Source organism: Corynebacterium casei LMG S-19264, from assembly GCF_000550785.1.
Classification (GTDB): Bacteria; Actinomycetota; Actinomycetes; order Mycobacteriales; family Mycobacteriaceae; genus Corynebacterium; species Corynebacterium casei.
Genome location: NZ_CP004350.1, coordinates 22,265 through 41,119 on the forward strand (window position 1 = coordinate 22,265; position 18,855 = coordinate 41,119).

The 18,855-nt window shown below is 56.5% G+C and carries 16 protein-coding genes and 1 tRNA gene; 9 read left to right on the plus strand and 8 right to left on the minus strand.

All coding sequences use genetic code 11. The annotated features are described in order from the left end of the window. Window positions 1–249: 249 nt before the first annotated feature. Window positions 250–1,911, plus strand: coding sequence for an ABC-F family ATP-binding cassette domain-containing protein (locus CCASEI_RS00130; protein WP_025386810.1), 1,662 nt, complete (start codon window positions 250–252; stop codon window positions 1,909–1,911). A 159-nt stretch (window positions 1,912–2,070) separates the two neighbouring features. Further along, the gene (locus CCASEI_RS00135; protein ID WP_006822310.1) at window positions 2,071–3,177 is read left to right on the plus strand and encodes an HNH endonuclease signature motif containing protein; all 1,107 of its coding nucleotides are present in this window, start codon (window positions 2,071–2,073) and stop codon (window positions 3,175–3,177) included. Between the two features lie 2 nt (window positions 3,178–3,179). On the opposite strand, the gene panC is transcribed toward CCASEI_RS00135, so the two are convergent. Both panC and panB read right to left on the minus strand, forming a co-directional pair. Beyond that, window positions 3,180–4,013: a pantoate--beta-alanine ligase gene (panC, locus tag CCASEI_RS00140; RefSeq protein WP_025386811.1), complete on the minus strand. Its 834-nt coding sequence runs from the start codon at window positions 4,011–4,013 to the stop codon at window positions 3,180–3,182. Next, window positions 4,010–4,822, minus strand: a complete 813-nt coding sequence (panB, locus tag CCASEI_RS00145; protein WP_025386812.1) for a 3-methyl-2-oxobutanoate hydroxymethyltransferase — start codon at window positions 4,820–4,822, stop codon at window positions 4,010–4,012. Before panB ends, panC begins: the two co-directional genes overlap by 4 nt. Window positions 4,823–5,142: 320 nt before the next feature. Between panB and sucC the strand changes: the two genes are divergently transcribed. Both sucC and sucD read left to right on the plus strand, forming a co-directional pair. Continuing rightward, window positions 5,143–6,336: an ADP-forming succinate--CoA ligase subunit beta gene (gene sucC / locus CCASEI_RS00150; protein WP_025386813.1), complete on the plus strand. Its 1,194-nt coding sequence runs from the start codon at window positions 5,143–5,145 to the stop codon at window positions 6,334–6,336. 25 nt (window positions 6,337–6,361) lie between these two features. After that, window positions 6,362–7,264, plus strand: coding sequence for a succinate--CoA ligase subunit alpha (gene sucD / locus CCASEI_RS00155; protein ID WP_025386814.1), 903 nt, complete (start codon window positions 6,362–6,364; stop codon window positions 7,262–7,264). Between the two features lie 74 nt (window positions 7,265–7,338). Here sucD and CCASEI_RS00160 read toward each other — a convergent pair whose 3' ends face one another. Next, window positions 7,339–8,208, minus strand: coding sequence for a DODA-type extradiol aromatic ring-opening family dioxygenase (locus CCASEI_RS00160; RefSeq protein ID WP_025386815.1), 870 nt, complete (start codon window positions 8,206–8,208; stop codon window positions 7,339–7,341). 131 nt (window positions 8,209–8,339) lie between these two features. Here CCASEI_RS00160 and CCASEI_RS00165 point away from each other — a divergent pair, with 131 nt between their 5' ends. Both CCASEI_RS00165 and CCASEI_RS00170 read left to right on the plus strand, forming a co-directional pair. Then, window positions 8,340–8,843, plus strand: a complete 504-nt coding sequence (locus CCASEI_RS00165; protein WP_025386816.1) for a MarR family winged helix-turn-helix transcriptional regulator — start codon at window positions 8,340–8,342, stop codon at window positions 8,841–8,843. Window positions 8,844–8,918: 75 nt separating this feature from the next. Then, window positions 8,919–8,991: transfer RNA gene (locus CCASEI_RS00170), tRNA-Ala, on the plus strand. Window positions 8,992–9,114: 123 nt separating this feature from the next. Here the strand turns inward: CCASEI_RS00170 and CCASEI_RS00175 are convergent. Continuing rightward, window positions 9,115–10,299, minus strand: coding sequence for an IS1249 family transposase (locus CCASEI_RS00175; RefSeq protein WP_025386817.1), 1,185 nt, complete (start codon window positions 10,297–10,299; stop codon window positions 9,115–9,117). Between the two features lie 170 nt (window positions 10,300–10,469). Between CCASEI_RS00175 and CCASEI_RS00180 the strand changes: the two genes are divergently transcribed. Beyond that, window positions 10,470–11,276 carry an SDR family NAD(P)-dependent oxidoreductase gene (locus tag CCASEI_RS00180; protein ID WP_025386818.1) on the plus strand — a complete coding sequence of 269 codons (807 nt, stop codon included), beginning with the start codon at window positions 10,470–10,472 and terminating at the stop codon, window positions 11,274–11,276. Window positions 11,277–11,359: 83 nt separating this feature from the next. Here CCASEI_RS00180 and chrA read toward each other — a convergent pair whose 3' ends face one another. Continuing rightward, window positions 11,360–12,583: a chromate efflux transporter gene (chrA, locus tag CCASEI_RS00185; protein WP_006822318.1), complete on the minus strand. Its 1,224-nt coding sequence runs from the start codon at window positions 12,581–12,583 to the stop codon at window positions 11,360–11,362. Window positions 12,584–12,758: 175 nt separating this feature from the next. Here chrA and CCASEI_RS00190 point away from each other — a divergent pair, with 175 nt between their 5' ends. Continuing rightward, window positions 12,759–13,397, plus strand: coding sequence for an SRPBCC domain-containing protein (locus CCASEI_RS00190; RefSeq protein WP_025386819.1), 639 nt, complete (start codon window positions 12,759–12,761; stop codon window positions 13,395–13,397). A gap of 2 nt (window positions 13,398–13,399) precedes the next feature. Here the strand turns inward: CCASEI_RS00190 and CCASEI_RS00195 are convergent, their stop codons facing one another. The 3 genes from CCASEI_RS00195 to CCASEI_RS00205 are packed head-to-tail and all read right to left on the minus strand — an operon-like array spanning window position 13,400 to window position 17,952. Further along, window positions 13,400–15,055, minus strand: coding sequence for an amidohydrolase (locus CCASEI_RS00195; protein ID WP_025386820.1), 1,656 nt, complete (start codon window positions 15,053–15,055; stop codon window positions 13,400–13,402). Next, window positions 15,056–16,405 (minus strand): NAD(P)/FAD-dependent oxidoreductase, encoded by a 1,350-nt coding sequence (locus tag CCASEI_RS00200; RefSeq protein ID WP_025386821.1) that lies wholly within the window; start codon window positions 16,403–16,405, stop codon window positions 15,056–15,058. 59 nt (window positions 16,406–16,464) lie between these two features. After that, window positions 16,465–17,952 (minus strand): APC family permease, encoded by a 1,488-nt coding sequence (locus CCASEI_RS00205; RefSeq protein WP_025386822.1) that lies wholly within the window; start codon window positions 17,950–17,952, stop codon window positions 16,465–16,467. 216 nt (window positions 17,953–18,168) lie between these two features. Here CCASEI_RS00205 and CCASEI_RS00210 point away from each other — a divergent pair, with 216 nt between their 5' ends. Continuing rightward, window positions 18,169–18,759, plus strand: coding sequence for a TetR/AcrR family transcriptional regulator (locus tag CCASEI_RS00210; RefSeq protein WP_025386823.1), 591 nt, complete (start codon window positions 18,169–18,171; stop codon window positions 18,757–18,759). Window positions 18,760–18,855 lie beyond the last annotated feature (96 nt).

Genomic DNA, 18,855 nt, shown 5'->3' on the forward strand with positions numbered 1-18,855 from the left:
GGATTCAAAAGTGTTGTAGGTTGAGTCCCATGCTTTTGTATTTCCTATAAGGCGAAGTTGGCCGGCCGTCGCCCGATTGAATTGTTCTCGGGTTGTGTACGGAGGCAACTTGTCCTGACCCGTGTCGTGGCGCAGCGCTTTGCGCGTGTGGCCAGTTGATTGTGTGGGTCGAAGTTTTTCATGTCTGGCTGGGAGCATCGATAAGCTGTGCTTCCAGTGTGTTGGGCATGAGTTTTTCAAAGGAAATACATGAATACCGACGCACGTCGTTTTCCTGCGCGTGAACGCGCCCAAATTATTGCCTCCGAAGTAACTGTTATTCGGGGAACCAACACTATTTTCAAAGAAGTTGACCTGGTTTTGAACGCGGAGTCGCGCGTGGGAATCGTGGGTGAAAATGGTCGAGGGAAATCCACGCTCCTGCATGTCCTCGCCGGGACCTTGGAGCCAGATAGCCGCACGGTGTCACACATTGGCACCATCGGTGTGGCCGAGCAGGAGATGGAATCGCACGGTCAGCGCACGGTGGGTGATGCGGTGGCGGAAGCGATTGCAGAGCCACTCGCGGCGTTGGCTGCGCTCGAGGAGGCAGGGCAGTTGCTTGCCGATGCCTCCTCCAACTCCGAAGCCGCCTACTCCCAAGCGTTGGAATGGGTGGAGCGCCTTGACGCTTGGGATGCGGAGCGCCGCGTTCACATCGCACTCGATGCGCTCAATGCCGTCACCGACACGGACGCCCGCTTGGCGGAGCTGTCCGTCGGCCAGCGCTACCGCATCCGCCTGGCATGTTTGCTGGGCGCTGATGATGATTTTTTGTTGCTGGATGAACCCACAAACCACCTGGACAGCAGTGGCCTGGAGTTTCTCACCGCGCAGATTAGCAGTCGCAAGGGTGGGGTGGCCGTGGTCAGCCACGATCGCGCGCTGCTGACTGATTTCGCGCAATACATTGTTGATCTGGATCCCACGCCGGATGGCCGCACGCGCATCTATGGCAATGGCTACGTCGGTTACCGGGAGGGCCGCGCGGCTGAGTTGGCGCGCTGGGAACAGGCCTATGACAAAGAGCAGGCGGAGCGTGCTCGACTTGAGGCTAGTTTAGATGCTGCGCAAAACCGCTTGGTGGATAAGTGGCGGCCGGGCAAGGGCACGCCGCGGCATGCGCGCACCACTCGAGCCGGTGGTGCGGTCAAGGCGTTTCATCGCCGCCAAGAGGAGCTGGATACCCATGCGATTACCATTCCGGAACCGCCGATGGCCTTTGCCTTCCCTACGTTGAAGACCCGCAAGGGTTCCACGCTTTTAACTGCCGATGCCATCACCGTCACCGACCGCCTCACCCAACCCGTGTCTTTTGAGCTTGGCCAGCGCGGCCGGCTAGTTATCACCGGACCAAACGGCGCCGGCAAGTCCACGCTGCTCGATGTCATCAGCGGTCAACTCGTCCCTGATAGCGGGCAGGCGCAGGTGTCGCAAGGCACACGCGTGGGTTATCTGCGCCAGGAAGCCCACCTGCCAGCAGCGCAACGAGCAGGCCAGCTGTTTCACCGCCACGTGGAACGGCTGATTTCAGCAGGCACCATCAAAGAATCCGCCGCGCTGAGTCTTGCCGATCTCGGCCTGCTGAAGGCTCCCGAGCGCGACAAGCGCGTGGGCGAGTTGTCCATGGGTCAGCAACGCCGCCTGGAGCTCGCGCTTGTATTAGCGGAGCTTCCACATGTTCTGATCCTGGACGAGCCCACCAACCACCTTTCCATCGCACTAGTCGATGAGCTCACACACGCCCTCGAAGCAACAAACGCCGCGGTAGTCATGTCCTCGCACGATAGGCAATTGCTTCGCGATGTCTCCTCCTGGCCCCACATCACCCTCACCGCAAAGGAGTCAGTCCGATCAAACATGGAAATGTAAGTAATCGGCCCAGATCGGGCTAATAATGGCCCTTTACCGGCCCTAAAATGCTTTGCCTGTGGATAACTTAGGCCCTTGCGTGATGTGTCAACGTAGTTATTCACAGATTTTGAGGCTTGCTCTGGTGTGGGGTTGCGCTTTGGGTTTAGCGTCGAAGTTATGAAAAATTACAAAGCATTCACGCTCCACTACAGACAGGCGGTGAGCGCTCTTAGAGACATGGCGGAACTCTCGCCGTACGATATGGCAGCCGATGGGTGGGCCTTGTCGACAGCGAAAAAGTTCTCCAAATTAGCGGATGTATTCTTTGGCTCCACAAACTCGCCGCGCCTGCAACGTGAATCTGTCGCTCTGGCTGAAGAGCGCGGGTTGAGTATGGAGCGTCTACAGATGATTGATGGTCACGCTCAGAAGGTGAAGAAACAGCGGGGTGCGGCCTGGAAGTTGCGCGCGGAGTTGATTGCGCACGAGGGTACTTATGAAGAAGTCAACGCTCTGGGCAACCAACGTGTCGATGAACTCATCGGTGAGAAACCAAAAGAAAAAGGTGTCCGCGTAGGACGCCCGAAGAACGGCATGGTCACCATGAGCATCACTGACACCCAACGACGAATCATCGACTTCGAGAAAACCCTTGATGCCATAGAGACCACATCAGAGCCACGCTCCAAGGCACTGTTAGAAGCCTTCTGGAAACACATCGACGGCGGTGGAGGTGTGATCAAACCCGAATACCGCACCGTTATTGCCATCGGTTTGGATCAATCCGCGACGATTCTCCGTGGTGAAGGCGACGAATCCATCATTGGAGCCTCCGACGGCACCACTATGACTGGTGCTGAGATCGTTAACCTTGCGATGTCCGGCGCCCTTGGCGACAAGATTTACGCCGGACTCTTCCACCCCACCGCCGGACCAGTCAATCTCTACGAAGCTCGGTTCGCGTCAGGCAAGCAACGGATTCTAGCCATGGCGGAGAATCTTGTGTGCCCGTGGCCGGGCTGCAAAGTACCAGCCGATAGATGCCAGGTGCATCACTTGGATGCGCACAAGAATGGTGGCCAGACGAATCCTTCGAATCTCACCACGCTGTGTGCTTATCACAACGGTGTCAACGACGACGGCGCCCGGGCAGGGCGCCGCGAGAAAAGTCGAGGGCGGATGATTCGCCACCGCGGACAGGTCAAGCTTGTTACCCCAGGGGGAAAGCTCGTGGGTAACACGCATGACTTGAGCACGATGGGGGCGATGGATCTCATCAAATAAGACTAGATATCCATGTTGTCGATCAACCTGGTGCCGCCGACGGTGATTGCGCCCAGCGCGAGTGCAGGGGCGGTTGGTGGCCAGGTGATTGGTTGCAAGGTTTCAGGGCTGACAACCTCGAGGTAGTCCAGGTCCACGGCGTCGGCGTTGGAAAGCTCGACACGGGCTTGCTCGAGGTCAATTCGGCGATCCCGCAGCGCGGCCAGCGTTGCCGACAGTGCGAGAGCATTTTGGCGATCCGTGGCGCCAAGATGCTGGTTGCGGCTGGATTCGGCGAGCCCATCGGCGCCGCGGATAATCGGCACGGCGCGGATATCAACGCGCAGGTCCAAGTCATGCACCATGCGTTTGATAACCGCCAGCTGCTGGGCGTCCTTTTGCCCAAAGTAGGCGCGGTTAGGCCGGATGAGACTAAACAGCTTCGCCACGACGGTGGCAACACCATCGAAATGCCCAGGACGGCTGGCGCCTTCGAGCTGGCTGCCCATCTCACCGCTGCGCACCCACACCTCAGGCGTGCCCTGCGGATACATCTCCGCCACATCGGGAGCGAAGATAATATCCACCCCGGCGGATTCCAACAGTTGCGCATCCGCGTCGAGGGTTCGGGGATAGTTGCGGTAGTCATCGCAGTCGCCGAGCTGCGCGAACTGCAGGGGGTTTACAAAAATACTCGCTACGACCATGTCATCCGCAGAAGAAATGTCGGCGCGAGCGGCAGCGACGAGGCTCAAGTGGCCATCGTGGAGCGCGCCCATGGTGGGCACGAGGGCGATGTGGCCGCGGAGGTCGGCGAGGGCATCGACAAGCTCTGCTTTGGTTTTAATCAGCTTCATTCGTAGGATTCCTCCGCCGCGGGGAAGCTGCGCGCGGAAACATCATCGGCGTAGGCACGTGCGGCATCAAGCAGGGAATCACCCAGATTGGCGTAGTGGCGCACGAAACGCGCGGTCTTGGCGCGGTTAAAGCCAAAGGCGTCCTGCCACACCAGAATCTGGCCATCGGTGTCAGGGCCGGCACCGATACCGATTGTCGCGATTTCAATATCGCGCGTGACCTGCGCCGCGATCACAGCGGGCACCATTTCCAGCACGACGGCGAACGCACCGGCGGCCTCCACGGCGCGGGCATCACGGGTGAGATTCTCCGCACCCGAACCGCGGCCTTGAATGACAGGGCCGCCCAGCGCGTGCTCCGACTGCGGGGTGAAACCAATATGCCCGCACACCGGAATGCCGGCGGTGACAATCGCGCTGATGGTCTCGGCGCGTTCCACGCCACCTTCGACCTTGACCGCCTGCGCGCCGGTTTCTTTCATAATCTTTACCGCGCTGGACACTGCCTGCTCCGGCGAGATTTCATAGCTGCCAAAGGGCAGGTCAACCACCACTAGCGCGCGGCGGGCGGCTAGCACGACAGCTTTGGCGAAGACAATCATTTCATCAACAGTGATGGACAAAGTGGTCTCACGGCCGAGCACAACATTGGCAGCAGAGTCGCCGACAAGCAGCATGTCGATGCCTGCCTCATCAAAGATCCGCGCCGACATCGCGTCATAGCTTGTCAGCGCGGAGATAGGGGAGCCGGCGGCTTTGGCCTCGAAAAAGTGGCGGGTGCGTACCCGCTTTGCATCAATTCCTGACATGGCCAAAGTATAGCCGCGGCTAGATCGGGGCAAAGGGATTTTCGGGGTTTACAATCAGCCACCCGCCGGGGGAGATGTTTGGGGGTATGTCGCGACAAGTTGGCAAAGCGCCGTGAAACGAGGTGTGTTCGCCTAGCGCAATGGCATTCCCAGGGATTTTGCCAGTGATTTCGCCTCGCGTTCGACTGTTGCAAAGTGTGTGAAACATCCTTCGCAATTCCTGCTATCCCGATTGTCCAAGTTGTAGGTAGTGGGACTCAAATTCTTATAAACTGTGACGTTGGTTAAGAACCCGTGATTAATGAGAATGGAGTCTCACTGTGGACCTTTACGAGTACCAAGCTCGTGACTTGTTTGAAAAGCATGACGTACCTGTACTTCGTGGCATCACCGCTACCTCGCCGACTCAGGCAGAAGAGGCAGCACAGAAGCTCGGTACCGACGTTGTGGTCGTAAAAGCCCAGGTGAAGGTAGGTGGACGTGGCAAGGCCGGAGGCGTGAAGCTGGCTAAGAGCCCGGCCGAAGCCGCACAGGCTGCCGATGCCATCCTGGGTCTGAAGATCAAGGGGCACACCGTTCGCCGCGTGATGATCGCCGAAGGCGCGGACATCGCGGAAGAGTACTACTTCTCCATTCTCCTTGACCGCACCAAGCGCCGTTACCTGGTGATGCTGTCTAAGGAAGGTGGCGTGGAAATTGAAACCCTCGCCGTGGAACGTCCTGAGGCATTGGTTCGCCGCAGCTTCTCCCCACTCGATGGCATGACCACCACCTTGGCGCGCGAAATCGCGACCGAGGCCGGTTTCAGCGAAGAAGAAATTGCCAAGCTGATCCCGGTGTTCAAGAAGCTCTACACCACTTACGTGGAAGAAGACGCCACCCTGGTGGAGGTCAACCCACTGGTTAAGACTGGTGCGGGCGATATCGTCGCGCTGGACGGCAAGGTGTCTTTGGATGAGAACGCTGCTTTCCGTCACTCCGATCACGCGGAACTACAAGACCACAGCGCGCAGGATCCGCTAGAGCTTAAGGCTCAAAAGATGGGTCTGAACTACGTCAAGCTTGATGGCTCCGTGGGTGTCATCGGCAATGGCGCGGGTCTTGTGATGTCCACTTTGGACGTTGTTGCTTATGCCGGTGAGGACCTGCCAAGCCAGCCAAAGCCAGCTAACTTCTTGGACATCGGCGGCGGCGCTAACGCTGAGGTCATGGCTAACGGCCTCGAGGTCATCCTCGGAGACACACAGGTCAAGTCCGTCTTCGTCAATGTCTTCGGCGGCATTACCGCCTGTGATGAGGTTGCTAAGGGCATTGTTCAGGCATTCCGCATCCTGGAATCTGAAGGTATTGAGCCAAAGCCACTGGTTGTTCGCCTTGACGGCAACAATGCCGAGCTCGGCCGCTCCATCCTGGATGATGCAAACCTGCCAAAGCTTGTGCAGGTAGGAACCATGGATGAGGCAGCACGCAAGGCTGCTGAGCTCGCCGATTCCAACGCAACCGTCAACGCCTAGAGACTTCTAAGGACCAAAATTTCTCATGGCTATTTTTCTCGACTCTGATTCCAAGATCATCGTTCAGGGCATGACCGGTTCTGAGGGCATGAAGCACACCCAGCGCATGCTCGGATCTGGTTCCAATATTGTTGGCGGCGTGAACCCAAAGAAGGCCGGCGAAACCGTTTCTTTTGAAACCGGTGAAACCATCCCGGTTTTCGGCACCGTGCGTGAAGCAATTCAGGCCACCGGCGCGAATGTCACCGTCATCTTCGTTCCAGCGAAGTTCACCAAGGCTGCTGTGGAAGAGGCAATTCATGCCAACATCCCACTCGCTGTTGTCATTACTGAAGGCGTTCCGGTCAAGGACACCGCTGAGTTCTTCGCCCTGGCGAAGGAATCCAACACCCGCATCATCGGCCCTAACTGCCCGGGCCTTATCACCCCAGGTCAGTCCAACGCGGGCATCATTCCTGCGGAGACCGCACCGGAGCCAGGCTCCATCGGCCTGGTGTCTAAGTCCGGCACCCTGACCTATCAGATGATGTACGAGCTCTCCGATATTGGTTTCTCCACCTGCGTAGGCATCGGCGGCGACCCAATCATCGGCACCACTCACATTGCTGCGATCGAAGATTTTCAGAAGGACCCTGACACCAAGGCAATCATGATGATTGGTGAGATCGGCGGCGACGCTGAGGAGTACGCAGCGAACTACATTGCTGAGTACGTGACCAAGCCAGTGGTTGCCTACATCGCGGGCTTCACCGCACCTGAAGGCAAGACCATGGGCCACGCCGGCGCTATCGTCTCTGGTTCCTCAGGCACCGCGGAAGGCAAGAAGCGCGCGCTTGAGGCGGCTGGTGTTCGCGTGGGTAAGACTCCATCGCAAGCCGCTGAGCTTATGCGTGAAGCTCTCGCTGCGGCCGAAGCGAAGCAGCACTAATAAAACCCCTGAATCACCACGCATAAAAAAGGCGGGTACTGAGTCGCAATGGATCAGTACCCGCCTTCATGTGTTTAGTAGACCTCGATGGAACGGATGTGGTTGCCCAAGCCCACGCGGTTAAATACGGTGCGCGCGGTGGTTGGGTCATTCGCAGCGCCCATGGTCAACAGCAGTGGCACGAAGTGGTCTGCGGTTGGGTGCGCAATGCGCGCGCCGGGGCCCTTGTTGAGGTAGTCGCGCAGTGAGTCCACGTCGCCGCGGGCGATGGTCTCACCGGCCCAGTCATCAAAGTCCTGGACGTACGGCTGCAGGGAAGGATCGCGCATGACGGCGAAGCTGTGGGTCATGTAGCCGGAGCCGACAACCAGGATGCCTTCTTCGCGCAGGCTGCGCAGCTTGTTGCCCAGCTCCTGCAAATCGGCTGGGTTCATCGATGGCATCGAAACCTGGATAACTGGCACGTCACCGGCTGGGTACATGGCCATCATTGGGATAAACGCGCCGTGGTCCAAGCCGCGGTCGGTGAATTGGTGAACCGGGGAGTAGCCCAGAAGGCCTGCTACGCGCTGTGCCAGCTCGGTGGCGTCAGGGGTTTCGTACTGCAGTGTGTAGTAGCGAGGGTGGAAGCCGCCGAAGTCGTAGTACAGCGGGGTGCCTGCTGCCGATGCCGAAATAGCTACCGGCGCATTCTCCCAGTGTGCGGAAATCATGACTACGGCGCGAGGCTTTGGCAAAGACTCGGACCATTTATTGAGGTAGCCCAGCCATTCGGCGTCGTCCAGGGTTGGAGGCGCACCGTGGGATACGAAGAGGGCTGGCATTGGTCCGTCGCTCGGTTCCCACACGCGGTGCATGTGTGCGCGTGGGATGGTGAGGGCGCGCAGGTCATCCAACGCACCTGCAGGGCGGACTTGAGTACGAGGATCTGGCAGAACGGACATGTTCTCTCCTAGAGGATTACTTAAAGGTTTAACTAAAACTTAGCATGCGTCGCTTAAGATGTAAAGCGATATTTTTTACCTACCTGCTAATCTGTCTTGAAAAGCGCATTTGCTCTGCTAAACTCGTGCCTATGAATCCCAAGAATAGTCATTCGGGAAAGGGTGCCGAATCTCAAACACGTTGGCTTAATGATGAAGAAAAGGACACCTTCTTCACGCTTATGGCGTTGATTATTGACGTGGACCGTTCGCTGGATAAGCAGTTGAATCAAAACGCTGGTTTGAGCCACTTTGGCTACACCGCGCTGGCCCGTTTGTCTGAGGCGGAGAACCGCCAATTGCGCATGAGTGAGTTGGCGTCCACCGCTAATGGTTCTTTGTCGCGTTTGTCGCAGGTGATTGCCAAGCTGGAGAAGAAGGGCTGGGTCACCCGCAGCGCCGATCCGGATGATGGGCGTTATACAGTCGCCACGCTTACCGATGCCGGCTACGACAAAGTCGTCGCCACCGCCCCCGGCCATGTTGAGCAGGTTCAAAAGGTTTTGTTCGATCCGCTGACTAAGTCGCAGGTGCAGCAGGTTCACACCATCGGCCAGCGTATTTTGCGCCGTATTAAAGAACTCGATTCTGAGTAGTTCTTTTTGCGCGTATAAGCAGCTGTTTTGCTTGAATGACGTGCGAAGAGTAACCTAATTCCCTAGCGAAAGCTTGGGGCATTAGCTCAATTGGTAGAGCACCTGCTTTGCAAGCAGGAGGTCAGGAGTTCGATTCTCCTATGCTCCACAAGTAAAAGGCTTGGTAGAAAAATCTACCAAGCCTCTCGCAGTTTTCAATTGCTGCCGGTACTGTTTTGGGGGTTAAGTAAAGAAAAGTGTGTCTGTCGGTGTGTTGCCGGCGGACATTGTGTTATCTACCTAGCCATCCTTTCTGTATTCCCATAGAGTGCTGGTAGGTGGTATCGATTGCGGTGTCGTATCCGCTTGGGCCACCGATTTCTGGTGGTGTGGGTGATTCCGCTTCGAGTAAGGCGTTGACTTTGGCGAGTGCGTCTTTACCCCAGCGTTGCTGCCTGGCGGTCTTTACGGGCTCGGCAGGCAGCTGCGTTTTTGATGCGAGCCACCAATCGATGGCGGTGCGTTGGTGTTCTTTGCTCATTCCGCGGTGGTTTCTGGCGAGGAGTTTGAGCGGTGAGTTGATGCCACCTTCAAGGCTGTTGGTGGTGGATTTTGGTGTTCCAATGAATCCTTCGGGTGGTTCTATCCAGGTAAATAGCCATTTTTTGCTGTTGAGGTTGTTTAGCGAATTCATGGCTGTGCGGTCTCGTTTGTGTGTCCAGTCCCAGGTTTTCCCGCTGGGGTGTTGACCGCGTTTATAAAAGGTTTTCTTAGCGAGTGTGGGTTTGTAAAACTCGTGGGTAGCCAGCAGGTTTGTATTCCATTGGTAGGCGTCGTCGGGGGTTTCTACTTTGGTCAGCGACAGGGCTAGTGCGTAGATGGCTTTGCCTGCTTCTGTGCGTGGCCTGGAGGTGGTTTGGCGTCTGATATGGCGTTGAACGTGGACGGTGCAGCGTTGAATGTGGCTGGTGGGCCAGCATTTTTTGATTGCTGATAAGGCTCCGGTCCCGCCGTCGAGGGTGATGATCAGTGGGGGCTGTAGTTGGGAGATGAGTTTGATGTAGTTGGTGGTGGATTCTTTATCGCACCACAGCCATGCGACGACGTGGTCGAGGCTTGCGGCGATGAGCAGGCACTGTTTGTTGAGGTAGGTGCCGTCGATAAATAGCTGGTCATAGACCCTATTGTGGTCGATTTCTACGTTAGGTTGTATCAGCCAGCACCATTTCATGCGTGCGTGCAGGGTTTGGCGGGTGGTGTTGTGTTCTTGTGCGAGGCTGTTGAGGGAACGACCCGTGGTGATCCAGGTGTAGAACAGTCGGAAGGTTGCGGCGTCTTTGCTGGCTTGTTGGCTGTTTCTTACTGAGGATCCGCGGCAGCCTTGTGTGCATCGCCAGCGTTGGGTGCCGGCTTGTGTGTATCCGTTTTTCTTCATTAGCCCTGTACAGATGGGGCATCTTGGTCTGTTTGTACTCACCGGAAAATCAAACCAGAACCGGTTAGCACACTTTTCACGGGATCTCGGTATTGAACGCAAAAGGCCGGTTAATAGCTCTTGGAGACCTATTAACCGGCTAAAAACAGTTGTTGAGCTGGCAGAAGTAAGCTAATTCAGACACACTTTTCTTTACTTAGCCCTGTTTTGGAATGCATGCATTCGAGGATTTTGGTGGTCGCTTGGCTGTGGTCACTGGCGCGGCATCGGGTATTGGGCGTGATCTTATGCTGGCACTTGCCAGTAAAGGGGCTAATGTAGCTGCCTGCGATCTGAACGAGGGGAAGCTGCAAACAGCGGTTCGCAAGGTGCAGCGTCTTTATCCGACCGTGCGAGTTACCGCGCATGTGTGCGATGTGTCTGACAGGCTCAATGTGCGGCAGTTTCAAAATGAAGTTGCCAGTGAACACAACACCGATTGTGTCCACTTCCTGTTTAACAACGCTGGTGCTGTCGGTGGGATGTCTTTCGTTTCCTCGCCGCCGGAGGAATGGGAGCGCACATTTGCGGTGTCTTGGTTTGGCACTTACAACTGCACGCGGGAGTTTATGCCGATGTTGCTTGCCGCCGATCAAGGGGCAGTGGTGAATACTGCTTCGGTTAATGCGCTCTGGGCAAGCCTCGGATCTTGTACACCGCACTCCGCGTACTCCTCTGCGAAGTTCGCGGTGCGTGGTTTCACCGAGTCGCTCGTAGTTGATTTTCAACGCAATGCCCCGCATCTGTCCGCGGTTCTAGTGTTGGCAGGTCATGTGAGCACTGGAATGCCCGCCCCGCCGCGCACGTGGAGGCGTGCACTCGACGGGGAGTTCGCCGACTACGAGCCAGTATCAAGTGAGTCGGCTGCCAGCATAATTTTGGAGGCAGTTCAGCGTGGTGAATGGCGGGTGGTCATCGGTGATGACGCGGCTGCCGTCGATGCACGAGTGAGGGCTGATCCCTGGAGTGTCTACGACTAGTGGACTGAGGACCGCGACTCCCGGGGAGGTAGTGCTTTCAACCAGTTTCTGTATCCAGTAACGCGAGCAACGGACAAATGAGATCAAATAAGCGTCAGTAAGACGCCACCGAGTGCTCCGACCAGGACGACAGTCCAGGGTGGGAGTTTCCATGTTGTTAGAAGGACGAAGCAGGCTAGTGCCAAGGTGAATGTCGCTGGTCCTGTGATTGCTGATGTGAATACGGGTGTGTAGAGCGCGGCGCCGAGCACGCCGACGACGGCGGCATTGGCGCCGCGCATTGCTGCTTGGGCCCAAGCGCGTTGGCGCAGTGAATTCCAAAACGGCAGCACGCCGATAAGGAGTAGGAATCCGGGAAGGAAGATCGCAAGAAGCGCGATGGTTGCACCAAGGGTTCCGTTTGGTCCAACGGTAGTTATGGTGCCCAGAAATGCCGCGAAGGTGAACAAGGGGCCAGGCACTGCCTGCGCGATACCGTAGCCGGCAAGGAAGTCCTGTTCAGCAATCCACCCGGTCTCCACAACACCGTTGTGTAGAAGAGGCAGAACTACATGCCCGCCGCCGAATACTAATGCGCCGGCGCGGTAGAAGGAATCAACAAGCACGACAACTGAAGAGCCCGTGGCGGCCAGTAGTAGTGGGAGTCCGAGAAGGAGTATCGCGAACAAGATTAGCGAGATGATTCCAACAATGCGGGGGACTGGAAGGTGAAGATTTCCGCCGGTAGTTGTTGTTGAAGAGCGGCAGAAGAAATAGCCTGCGACAAGGCCAAAGATAATCGCAATTACTTGCCCGGCGGATCCCGGTAGAAGCAGTGCGCAACCGGCGGCGATAACCGCAATGGTTGCGCGGGTTTTGTCCGGTGTGAGGTTCTTTGCCATGCCAAGTACTGCTTGAGCGACAATGGCGACTGCAACAACCTTGAGGCCGGTGAGGAGGCCTTGGGTGGATGGGGAATCGAAAAGTGAAATGCCCAAAGCGAATAAGACTAAGAGTGCTGCGGAGGGAAGCGTGAAGGCCACAAATGCAGCGAGTGCGCCCAGGAAGCCGGCCCGGTGCATGCCGAGCGCGAAACCCACCTGACTGGAAGCGGGACCCGGCAAGAACTGACACAATGCGACGAGATCCGCGTACTCCTCATCTTTCAGCCAGCCCCGGTGTTGAACCGTCTCAGTGCGAAAGTATCCGAGATGCGCGATGGGGCCACCGAAGGAAGTAAGGCCGAGCTTGAGAAAGGTCCAAAACACTTCCCACGCTGTGCCTTTCTGGGAAGAATTGGTGGGCTCAGGGGCTGGGGTATCGGCCATTAACGTCCTGCTTTTCTCTGCAATGCGAAGGAATACTTGGCTGGATTATAAGCAGAAATCCACACGTGCGCTGGGTGAGGAAGTTTCACGTGAAACCAGACGATGGGCAAGGCAATTGCTCAGTAGGATGGGCGACAGTAAACCTGCCGAAATGCTAAACCTTCTGAGGAGCACAATGTCTGAGGCTGAAAGCTTGAATAAAACCTACCGTGCGCTGGGAAATGCTCCGGTTGCCGATGGTGAAGGTAAGTCCGTTGTACTGCGCAGGACCTTTGCAGCAGAGGTTACCGATGCATGGAAGGCCTGCACCGACAAGGAGCAGCTCGCGCAATGGTTCAGCGAAGTTGACGGTGATTTCCGTCAAGGCGGAAGCTTCCAGGTCAAAGACAACGCCGGTGGAGAAGTGCTGCATTTTGAAGCGCCGATCACGCTGAAGACGACGTGGGCACTGGGTCCTGGAATGACCACGGAATTGGAACTGCGCTTTACCCCAGAAGGAGAAAACACCACCCTGGAGCTGGAACATTCCACACCAGCGGCGATCCTCGATGAGATGGTGGCCGCTTATGGCCCTGGCGGAACCATCGGTGTGGCCGTGGGCTGGGATCTCACACTGCACATGCTGGGCAAGCACCTATCCGGTGAAGCATTTGATCCAGTGACCTGGGAAAGCACCGATGAGGCCAAGGAGTACGCAAAGAGCGCATCTGAGGCATGGGGTGAGGTTGTTCAGAAGGCGTGGGGAACGAGCGATGAAGACATCGCTGCCGCAGTCGCCTTCGCCAACTCACATTTCGCGCCAGACGAAGAGTAGTCTCAGGAGCCCTGGCCCGCCACCCAGCGGCGGCTGACTTGGGTGTTGTGAACATCTTTGATGTCGCCGGTAAAGATGTTGCGGTCGAGGGCGATGAAGTCGGCGGATTTGCCGGGTTCAATGGTGCCGGTTTCATCGGCGATGCCCAGGGCTTTCGCGGATTCGCGGGTAAAGGCGGCCATGGCTTGGGGCAGCGTGATGGCCTGATTGATGTTGACGGTGCGGTCGCCGTAGCTGTCGGAGCTGTTCGCGCTGTCGGCGGCGGCTTGGCGGGTGACCATACCTTCGATACCCAGCCAGGGGTTGAGGACGGGGAGGCCGACGGGCCAGTCGGAGCCGCCGGCGACAACGGCGCCGGAGGCGAGGAGGTCTTTGAAAGGCCAGATATTCGCCATGGTTTCATCGGCGACGAAGGCGCCGACGCCCTCGGTAAGCGGGCTGGGAAACCACATGAATGGGCAGGCATCGGCGGCGACGCTGAGTTCGGCGAAGCGCGGAAGGTCCTGCTCAGAGATAAAAGACATGTGGGCGATCTGCATTGCGGGTCCGCCGCCGGCATCTTGGCGGACAATTTCGGCGGCATCGAGAGCTTGGCGCACCGACGCATCGCCGGTGGCGTGCAGCTTGGCATCAAGACCGAGCTCAGCACAGCGGCGAAGTGCTGCCACGAGATCATCTAAAGTCCAGTAGAGCTCACCACGGAAGTTGGGGTCGTGGCTGGAATGATTACATTTATACGGATTCAACAGCGCCGTTGTGTGCGTGGTGGGAACGCCATCTAAAACGAACTTGGCAAAGCGTGGTTTCACGTGTTCGCTTTCAAACTCCATGCCGGCGGCGAAGAGTTCTTCACCTACAGTGCCGTCTTCAATGAAGGGACGAATGGGCATCGATGCAATCACGCGCATGTCTAACTCGCCGGATTCTTCAAGGGTGGATAGGCCTTCAAAGTGCGGGAGCATGGTCGCGGCATCTTGCACGGTGGTTATCCCCAGCGCAGACAGGTGTTCTAGCGCGGTTTGTAATGCTTTAACCTGGCGTTCTTGTGGATCAACGTGAGACCCGGCAGCAACACCTTCGGCTACCGCGCAGGCCAGCTCCCACAAAGCGCCCGTGAGCCGGCCTTGATCGTCACGGACATACGTGCCGCCTTCTGGGTCGGAGGAATCGGCTGTAATACCCATGGCCTCCAAAGCGGTGGTGTTGACTTGCCGGTTGTGCATGGTGTCATCGCGCAGCAGCACCGGATGGCCGTGAGAAGCTTCATCGAGCTTTTCTAAGAACTCCACGTTATTGAGCATGGGCAGCACACCGCTGCCGATGATGCCGCCGATAACCCACTCACCTGGTTTCAGGCGCGAGGTCCACTCGCGCACCTTCGCCAAGATAGTTTCAGCATCGTCGGTGGGATCCAAAGCTAACTCGTGAGCCAGCTGGGTGCCGCCGAGACTTAGGTGCAGGTGGCCATCGATAAGCCCCGGCGTAACAATGCCTTTATCAATGATGATGGTCTCATGTGGTGTGCCAACTTGGTCCTCCACTTCGTGGAGCGCGCCCGTGGCGATGATACGGCCATCTGCAACGGCGAAGGCTTCGACCCAGTCATCATCGGCAACGCTGGTCCAAATCTTTCCGGTGTATACGGTTGTCTGCGTCATTTACTGTTCCTTTGTCTCCCGCATGCTGTTGATGACCTGGCGGGCGGTGGTCATGCCTTTTTCTAGCGCGCCGTCGACGCAGACGCCGCGCCAGCCGTAGGCATAATCGGAGCCGGCGAAGAATAACTGCGAATCGATGTCGTCGAAAAGGCTCCAGCCTTGGGTGAATTGGCCCTTGCGCAGGGTTCCCCAGGCCTGGCCAGCCCACTTATCGGCAACCCAGTTGTGGCCGGTGGTATCGACAACCTCGAGGTCATCGCGCCATTGGTTGATAACAGCTTGGGCGTCTTCGATGGAGTTGAGATCAATATTGGTGTTGTCGTAGCCAAAGCCGACCAGGATGGTGGTGTCGTCATCCATGAAGTATTCGGAGCGCACCACGGACATCTTGGCTGGCTTTGGTGCATAGCCTAGGAAGCGGTGGTGACCTTTGATCTTGATCCAGATCTTTGCACCTTGGGAGTTCCACTTGTCATCGATAACGCTTTGTACAGCATCGGGCAGGGCAGGGGAGAATTCAATATTGCTCAGCGCGCCGACCGGCACGGTGCAGATTACTGCCGATGCTTCGATGACTTCACCCGATTCAGTAGTTACTATTGCGCGGTTAGCGCGATGTTCGACCTTCGCGACTGGGGTATTCAGGCGGATATCGTTGTTGAGGTCGCCAGCGATGCCATCGTAAAGCGAGCGCATGCCGTTATTGAGCTTCCACTTCAAGGTGATATCTTCCATCACGCGGTAGCGGTTATCAGATAGCGCGCCCCATTGCTTCGCCATGAGCGCGGAGCCGGTGTATGGGTCGCCGATGTAGCCGGCGCACCAGAAGGCATCGACAAGATCGATAGTCTCTTGGTCGAATCCAGCTTCTTTCACAAGGTCAATGGCATTTTTCTGGTCATCGGAAAGAAAGCGCTCACGCACTTCAGCTGGGCCATCGAAGTCATCAGAGAGAACCCATAACGGATCATGCGGGTTAGGGAAGTAGTCCTCACTGCCTTCGTAGGTCGCTTCCATTGCAGCCGTGAGCTTTTCGTCCAGATCATCCTCGGTGCCCTTGACCACCTTGCCGTCGGTTACCCAGTGGGCGTCATTGCCGGAAGGCGACGCCGTGATCTCAGTGCGCTGACCATAGCGCATGATCTCAGTCCAGGTGTGGGCTTGGAACCAGTGCACCCAGGTAGCGCCCAATTCCAGCGGGCGACCCATGCGCTCTTCGGTCCAGGCACGCCCGCCGATGCGGTCTTTGGCCTCCAAGATTTCATATTCAATGCCGGCGGTTTGCAGCTCGCGCGCGGCAACTAGACCTGCGAATCCGGCGCCGATGATGACAACTTTGTTCTTAGACATGATTAAGGTTTCCTTTTCTTGAAGTGAAAAATGTTGGTGGCTGTGGGGAGGCAATATGCTTATACCGTCGCCGCGGGTTCGGGTTCGATCTCCGCAACCTCGCCCGTGATGTGCGCGGAGTTCATGGTGTTGCGGCGGATTAAAATCTCGCCCCAGATAAGGCCAATGAGCCCGGATCCCAAGATGATGGCCGGCATGATCCAAATCATGAAGAAGTCTTCGGTGTCCATCATGAGGTTGAAGTTGATGAGAATCAGCGCGGTTACCGCCGCCATGCCAATGCCGGCGAGCAACGGCGCGATAGTTTTCACGAACACGCTGTACTCGCGGTGGTAACGGTTCGCCCACACCATCACGGCAAAGCTGGTGACAGCCAGCAGGAAGGTCAGGCCAAAGGCCGCGGCGTTGGTAAACCAGGTAAATAAGGTGACCACCGGAAACAGGAATTCTTGTTCTGAGCCACTACCGATGATGGCAAAGACCGCCAGGACCACAATTGCCAGGATAGATTGAGCCATAGAACCACCGATTGGTGCACCGCTTTTACCAGTGCGGCCAAAGCTTGCAGGAAGAACTCCAGATTGCCCAAGAGAGAAGAAATACCTGGCCGCAGCATTGTGAAAAGCAATCAACGCTGCCATGAGGCTGGTGACAAAAAGCAGGTGCGCGGCATTTGATGCCGTGGTACTAAAGTCCGCGAGCCAGACAAAGACCAGGTCGGGGCCAAATTCTTGCGCTTGGCTAACGATGCTCCCTGGACCCACGCCCATCTGCAACGCCCACGCGGAGAACGCATAAAAAGCAGCGATAATGCCGACGGCAATATATGTTGCACGTGAAACAGTACGCTCAGGGTTCTTGGCTTCCTCCGAGTAGATAGCGCCGGATTCAAAGCCCATGAAAGCGGCCATCGTAAAGGCTAAAAGCACACCGATGCCTGGGGTGAAGAACTGATCCGGCTGCCAACCGCTGGTGCTGATTCCTTCTGGGGCATTGGCAATCGCCATGACGGAGAAGACAATGACCACCAAGAATTCCAAGGTGACGATGACGCCAAGTACCTTGGCCGAGAAGTCAATGTTGTTTACGCCCAAGATGCCAACGATGAGCCATCCCACGATGCCAAGCAACCACCAGGGAAGCTCAATTCCGGCCAATGCTGTCAAAGCATTGGCCGCGGAGAAACCGAAGAGTCCATAAAGGCCAATCTGCATGAGGTTATACGCAACGAGCGCCAAAATAGCGCCCGCGATTCCTTGGCGCAGTCCCAAGCCACGCGCAATGAAGACGTAGAAAGCGCCTGAGGATTGAATCTGGCTGGCCATGCGCCCATAGCCCACGGCGAAAAGCGCCAGGATGATGCCAAGCACCACGTACCCGATGGGCACTCCGAGCAGTCCTGCAACCGCGTAGTTAGTGGGCGCACCACCCGCCAACACCGTCAAAGGTGCCGATGCCGCGATGATGATAAATACCAATGACGCCGTGGACAGCTTTCCGCTTTTGAGCCCATTGCGAGTGTCTTGTTGTGACGGTGAAGTAGCCATATCGGTCTTTTCTGCCGGGAATAAGGATTGACGTGAATCTCTCTACGTTCTTAAAGTGGTTCACGACACGTTTAAGTTCTACTGGTGTAGAGGATAAACTTGAAGTGACGCATTGGCAAGGGGATATCTGAAATTGGTTTGAACCACGCAACAACCAACTTGAGCAGCGAGAGTGCTTAGTACAATGTCAACAGCACTATTGAGTGGAGAAAATGAATGCCAAAAGTAGTTGACCATGTACAGCGCAAGCGGGAGCTTGTTGAATCAACGTGGCGGGTTATTGCGCGCCGGGGACTAGCTGGTGCCACTATGCGGCAGATTGCTGAAGAAGCAGGCTATGCCAATGGTGCGTTAAAGCCTTATTTTCCCACCAAGATGGACCTTTTAGCGGCCACGTTTGAACACGTTTATAGCTCCACTGAAGAGCGTATTGGCAAGTCCATCGAAGGCCTGCGTGGGTTTGAAGCAGTGCGTGCGATGTGCCTGGAAGTCCTTCCGTTTACTGAACGACTGCGTGATGAGGCGCGGATAGTTGTGTCATTCTGGGACAGTGCTGCCCAAGATGGAAAACGTGCGGCACTAGCTGCGGTTTCAACGAATCGGTGGTGCGAGATGATAGCCACCATGCTCAAGGAAGCTAAAGAAGATGGGCTGCTTCGTTCAATTTCCAACGTTGAAAGCACGGCAGAGATACTGGTGGTTTTCTTGCAAGGCTCGCAGATTACCGCGGTGATGGATCCGGAAGGATTTAGTAAACAAAGGATCATCAACCAGCTGGAGGCGTATTTGGATCTTCTGCGCGTATAAAGGGCTAGACTCGCGCAAAACTAATCCGAGAGAGTTTTGAGCCTAGAGGAGGATTCATATACGGAGCGTTGAACTAGGCAGCAGCGGGCAACAAGT